This is a genomic window from Runella sp. (assembly GCF_027484545.1).
Taxonomy (GTDB): Bacteria; Bacteroidota; Bacteroidia; order Cytophagales; family Spirosomataceae; genus Runella.
Genome location: NZ_JAIXST010000076.1, coordinates 1 through 4,869, shown reverse-complemented (window position 1 = coordinate 4,869; position 4,869 = coordinate 1). Strand labels below are relative to the sequence as shown.

Annotated in this window: 7 protein-coding genes; 3 read left to right on the top strand and 4 right to left on the bottom strand. The window is 40.9% G+C overall.

The window, feature by feature from the left end; translation table 11 throughout:
• Positions 1 to 155 precede the first annotated feature (155 nt).
• Together Q0081_RS07000 and Q0081_RS06995 are read left to right on the top strand one after the other, a co-directional pair.
• Entirely contained in the window at positions 156 to 422 is a 267-nt protein-coding gene (locus Q0081_RS07000) for a DUF4342 domain-containing protein (RefSeq protein ID WP_298350678.1), read from the top strand.
• A 276-nt stretch (positions 423 to 698) separates the two neighbouring features.
• Positions 699 to 1,427 carry a hypothetical protein gene (locus Q0081_RS06995; protein ID WP_298350676.1) on the top strand — a complete coding sequence of 243 codons (729 nt, stop codon included), beginning with the start codon at positions 699 to 701 and terminating at the stop codon, positions 1,425 to 1,427.
• 116 nt (positions 1,428 to 1,543) lie between these two features.
• Here the strand turns inward: Q0081_RS06995 and Q0081_RS06990 are convergent, their stop codons facing one another.
• Positions 1,544 to 1,990, bottom strand: a complete 447-nt coding sequence (locus tag Q0081_RS06990) for a tetratricopeptide repeat protein (protein WP_298350674.1) — start codon at positions 1,988 to 1,990, stop codon at positions 1,544 to 1,546.
• Between the two features lie 242 nt (positions 1,991 to 2,232).
• Between Q0081_RS06990 and Q0081_RS06985 the strand changes: the two genes are divergently transcribed.
• Positions 2,233 to 3,144 carry a sugar phosphate isomerase/epimerase gene (locus tag Q0081_RS06985; RefSeq protein ID WP_298350672.1) on the top strand — a complete coding sequence of 304 codons (912 nt, stop codon included), beginning with the start codon at positions 2,233 to 2,235 and terminating at the stop codon, positions 3,142 to 3,144.
• A gap of 15 nt (positions 3,145 to 3,159) precedes the next feature.
• Here the strand turns inward: Q0081_RS06985 and Q0081_RS31625 are convergent, their stop codons facing one another.
• The 3 genes from Q0081_RS31625 to Q0081_RS06975 are packed head-to-tail and all read right to left on the bottom strand — an operon-like array spanning position 3,160 to position 4,622.
• Positions 3,160 to 3,477, bottom strand: a complete 318-nt coding sequence (locus tag Q0081_RS31625; protein WP_310586481.1) for a LytTR family DNA-binding domain-containing protein — start codon at positions 3,475 to 3,477, stop codon at positions 3,160 to 3,162.
• Positions 3,478 to 3,510: 33 nt separating this feature from the next.
• Complete coding sequence (locus tag Q0081_RS31620) at positions 3,511 to 3,855, bottom strand: response regulator (RefSeq protein WP_310586480.1); 345 nt, start codon at positions 3,853 to 3,855, stop codon at positions 3,511 to 3,513.
• On the bottom strand, positions 3,852 to 4,622 hold the full coding sequence (locus tag Q0081_RS06975; protein ID WP_298350670.1) for a sensor histidine kinase: 771 nt from the start codon (positions 4,620 to 4,622) through the stop codon (positions 3,852 to 3,854). Before Q0081_RS06975 ends, Q0081_RS31620 begins: the two co-directional genes overlap by 4 nt.
• Between the last annotated feature and the right edge of the window lie 247 nt (positions 4,623 to 4,869).

The window sequence follows — 4,869 nt, the reverse complement described above, 5'->3', positions numbered from 1 at the left end:
TACAACAGCAAAATGACAAGCATAGTATCAAAGAAAGGCGTAAAAAAGCAGGTTGGAATGACCAGTACTTGCTCAATATTATTAAAAACAACACCATTTAGGTGCGTTTAACCTGCCTAATGAATACCAAACTACACATTTAATAGCTTACTGAAATGGAAAATACAATCAAAGAAACGTTTGTTACGCACGGCGAAAACCTGCTTCATAAGATTGAAGAATTGATTAAGGAAGGCAACGTACGTAAAATCACTATTCACGATAAATCGGGGGATGAACTGATGTCGTTTCCACTCACTTTTGGGGTCGTTGGGGCTGTTTTTGCACCTGTTTTGGCTGCCATCGGGGCCGTAGCTGCTCTAATTGGCGAATGTTCAATCACGGTGGAAAAGGACGACGTACCTCTGGAAAAGGACTTGTAAATCTTTTAAAATGAGGGTAATTGTAGTCACTCATTTAGCCAAAGTTGCCAATAAGAAAGCAGTGCCTATCCACCGAAAATGAGGAGGAAATACTTCTGTTTTGGAGGGCACTTTTATGGTGTCAAAATTGGCTAAATTGGAGTTTTTAATCTGTTTATAATATAGAATTTAGCTCATTTTTATGTCGTCGGTCTATGTTTGTTAAGTAGTGCAGTGAAGACAAACTTAACAAAATGAAATGTTCAGAAATCATGGAAAAGAGTAAGAGTAGCAGAGATGAAAAAGGGCAAAGCGGCTCAAGGGAAAAATGGGTTTTTAGGGGGGGCGATGATGGTTTTATCCATGACAACTCTTTTGGTTTTTGCACAGGTAAATCAGCTGGAAACAGATAAGGGCATGATTGCTTCCATCGCCCCCTACAATTTAGATGTTCGTCAGGCTATTTTACAGGCAAGTCAGTACCCTGAAATACTGACACAACTTCAGAAATCGCAAAGCCAAACCAGAGCAACATTTCAGGATATGATCGGCGATTTTCGCCGCGAAAAACAGAATTGGTTTTATACGTTGACCCGCTATCCTGAGTTAATGTACACCTTGGCAACGCTTCCCAAAAGAGAAGATAAAGAAGCGATTTATCAATTGTTGCCTAATCAGTCGCCTGAATTAACGGAAGCCGCATGGCAATTGTATCGTCATGAGAAAAATGACTTGGTAGAAATGGACAATATAAAGGCAGCGGCTCAACAGGAGTTTGATAAAACAATTCAAAACTTGAATGAACCCATTGACAACCAATTGGCAGTCTTGCACGATAGTTTGAACGTGCAGAGTCAATATGAGATTGCAGCGTTAAAAAAACAGATGGCTGACGACCCACAAGCGGTGCAGAAGTTAGGACAATCCACCAAGGATTGGGTTTCTCCGGAGGAAGAGGTTTCTCAGGTGGTGGCGGTGGTTCACATGGAAGGGGAGGTCGTCATTAAAAAATGGACTGGTGAATAAAATTCTGAATTCGGATATCAATAAAAAAATCAGCGATATTGGGTCTGAATCCATTATCGCTGATTTTTATTGTGGGAGGCTTTTTGCGGAATGAAATCTTTTTTTTACGGTTGTTTTTAGTGACCTGAAATTTCATGCACTATAGAACGCCAATGTAAGGCGTCGGCATTTTTGCCCCTTGAAAACCAAACGGCTTTGTCAAACGATAAAAATGCGTCGTTAAATTCTTCCAATTGATAAAGAACTTTTCCTTTCTCTAAATGCACTTCCGAAAGGGTGGTATCAAACGATAAAGCCTGCGTAAAATCGTACAGGGCCGAGTGGAGCTTTTCATCCATTAAATGACATTTTCCTCTATACGTATAGGCGATGGCCGATTTACGATTTTCCTTTACTGCTTGGTTAAAATAGGTAAACGCCACCGCATAATTGCCTGCTTCAAACAGTGCAATGCCTTCTGCATAGCGTTTGCGGTCTTTATCGGCCGGAGTATCGTGGTCGGTCCGATAATACTGCAGAACAAGTAAAAAAACAACGAGAGGAACAACGAAAATAACATCCATCTGATGTGTGGTATTTTGTTTGCTAAATAGGTCTGAATTTAAAACGGCTTTGGGGCAAATTTGGTTTCTATATTTGGCTTCTTGCTTAATATAAAATATCTTCACGCACCGCCCAGGAAATCCGGCAAAAAACGAAATCAATTAGTGTCCGTGTCTTTACTGACAAGCAGGAACTGTTAAAACAAACTCCACCATTGTCAGTGTCTTCACTGACAATCAAGAATAAAACAAACCCCTTTCTAATGAGCTCAATGAATCAATTCCAATCAAGAAGAAACTTTTTAAAAGTAACAGCGGGTGCCGTTGCCGGAGTAGCCGCCTCGTCAACCCTCTCTCAAGCCGCCCTTTTTCAAAGCAACAGCGCAGCTTTATCTCTGCCTTTGGGTGTTTGTACCTCGTACGAGAAAGCCGGGTTATTAAAAAGTTTGGGATACTCTTTTATTGAAGAGAACGTAGGCCGTTTTTTGATTCCTGATACTGGAGGAGATGAGCAATATGCTAAAAATGTAGAATCGCTGCATTCGGTTAATTTTCCCGTTCGTTCGTACGTGAGCTTTTTTCCCGGTACGCTGAAATCGGTTGGGCCTGAGATACATCATGATGCTATTTTGCAACGGGCTGATTTAGCATTGAAACGTGCCAAAGAATGTGGCTCTAAAAACATTGTGTTTGGAAGCGGAGGTTCAAGAAGAATTCCTGATGGATTTGACCGCGACAAAGCCAAAGCGCAGCACATCGAATTGAGTAAAAAAATGGCTCTCCTGACGGATAAATACGGCATAACGCTTGCCATTGAACCGCTCAATCATACCGAAACCAACTTTATTAACAGTTTGGCGGAAGGGGTAGAAATCATTGAAGCCGTCAATCACCCCCGTTTTTTGCTGTTGTGCGATATTTATCACATGGCCAAAGACGACGAAGGTCCCGACCAAATCATTAAATACGGGAAATACATCACTCATTGCCACATTGCCGAAAAACAAAATCGCACTCCTCCCGGCGTAGAAGGCGATGATTTTGGTCCTTATTTACGAGCATTGAAAAAAATCAACTACCAAGGCGGACTATCGTTGGAATGCCGCTGGAAAGATTTTGACAATGAAGTAAAAGTAGGAATCGAAAAGCTTAAAAAGCAGTTTGCGGCGGTTTGATAGACTGCGTTTTTGCTATTTCACATTCCAAGTTTGTCGGAGGGCTTCCATAAACTCATCGCGGGCGTTGGCAGAAATCGGCACCAATTCATTGCCTAATACACTGACTTGGTGCTTTTCGATTTTTTGAATGTGTTTGAGATTGACCAAATAGGACTTATGGATTCTGAAAAAATGTTTTTGAGGAAGCATTTCCAGTGCTTCGGTCATGGTCATTCGAGTAAGGATTTTTCGAGATTTTTCCTTAAAAGTCAGGTAGTTTCCATCAGATTCAATGTAAAGTAAATCTTCTATGGAGACGCGTACCCAATCGTAACCTTCTTTGACAAAGATAAAATCACTGTTGGCAGATTCTTTTTTAATGATTTAGTGCGCTTTTTCGCAGGCCTGCAAAAAACGACTCAGCCCATACGGTTTCATCAGATAATCGACGGCATTCATTTGGAAGGCGTCAACGGCATACTTTGAATAGGCAGTCACGAAAACAAAGCCGGTGGTAGGGGGCAACATTCGGGCAAAGTCCATGCCTGTGATGTCGGGCATGTTGATGTCAAGAAACACCAAATCTACCGGGTTGTTCTTGAGATATTCCAAGGCTTCGAGGGCATCTACAAAAGTGGCTTTCAAATCCAGAAAATTTATTTTTGAGGCATACATTTTAATACTTTCGAGCCCATGTGGCTCGTTGTCAACGGCAATAGCTTTAATCATGAGAGGTTAATGGTTAAGAATACTTCATAGACCGCATCGGTCTGATTGATACTGATGGTATGTCGTTTAGGATACAATAATTTTAATCGTTTCAAGGTAGTTTCTACGCCCGTGCCCGTTCCCTGCTCAAGGGAGGTGCGGGGAACAATACTGTTGCGGCATATAAAGGTTAGCTGTTGCTTTTCGACCTTTAAATTTATTTCTAAAAAACATTCTCTCGCAATACTGATGCCAAATTTAAACGCATTTTCGGCAAAAGTCATCAGAATCAATGGGGCGATTTGCGCGGGATTTTCATCCCAAAAGATGGAGGTATTGATGCGGATATTGTCTCGTTTTGGGATTCTCAACTGCTGAATTTCGATGTAATCGTGCAGAAAACTGATTTCCCGGTCGATTTCAATGCGGTCGTTTTTGGAACTTTCGACGGCGTGGCGCATGATACGCGCCAACTGTTGAATCCCATCGGCTGTTTTTGGGCTATTTTCAATGAGGGCTGTCCCGTAGAGATTATTGAGGGTATTGAACAAAAAATGCGGATTGATTTGCGCTTTTAAGGCTTGGATTTCGGCCGTAGTTCGCTCGCGTTCAAGTGTTTGCTTGTTTTTTTCGTTTTCTCTAAAGTCATAAACGATGGAGAACATGATAGATATTGCCCAATAAAAATAAGGCCAAATACTATCATGGTTTTCTCCCGGTGGTTTTGAAACCTCTTTTACAAAAAAATCATTGAGAATATTAGTGTAAATTATTAGACAGACAATCATGTACAAAATAACGTTTGAGGTACTAAATCTTCTGAAAATAGGTTTGTAAGTAGTTCAATACAAATAAACGCCGTATTAAGAGCTACCTTTGTGGCATGGGCTACCGTTATATAAACCTGACCTGTTCAGAGATTGAAATTCTTGAAGAGGCCTCAAAAACAAGTAATAAACAGCATATTAGGCGTAAATGTGATACTATTTTGTTGAGCGATAGGGGCTATGACATCATAAGTTTGTCAAACCTTTA

Coding starts and splice junctions, on each gene's coding strand:
- Q0081_RS07000 (WP_298350678.1), top strand. CDS start 156: ATGGAAAATACAATCAAAGAAACGTTTGTTACGCACGGCGAAAACCTG.
- Q0081_RS06995 (WP_298350676.1), top strand. CDS start 699: ATGAAAAAGGGCAAAGCGGCTCAAGGGAAAAATGGGTTTTTAGGGGGG.
- Q0081_RS06990 (WP_298350674.1), bottom strand. CDS start 1,990: ATGGATGTTATTTTCGTTGTTCCTCTCGTTGTTTTTTTACTTGTTCTG.
- Q0081_RS06985 (WP_298350672.1), top strand. CDS start 2,233: ATGAGCTCAATGAATCAATTCCAATCAAGAAGAAACTTTTTAAAAGTA.
- Q0081_RS31620 (WP_310586480.1), bottom strand. CDS start 3,855: ATGATTAAAGCTATTGCCGTTGACAACGAGCCACATGGGCTCGAAAGT.
- Q0081_RS06975 (WP_298350670.1), bottom strand. CDS start 4,622: ATGATTGTCTGTCTAATAATTTACACTAATATTCTCAATGATTTTTTT.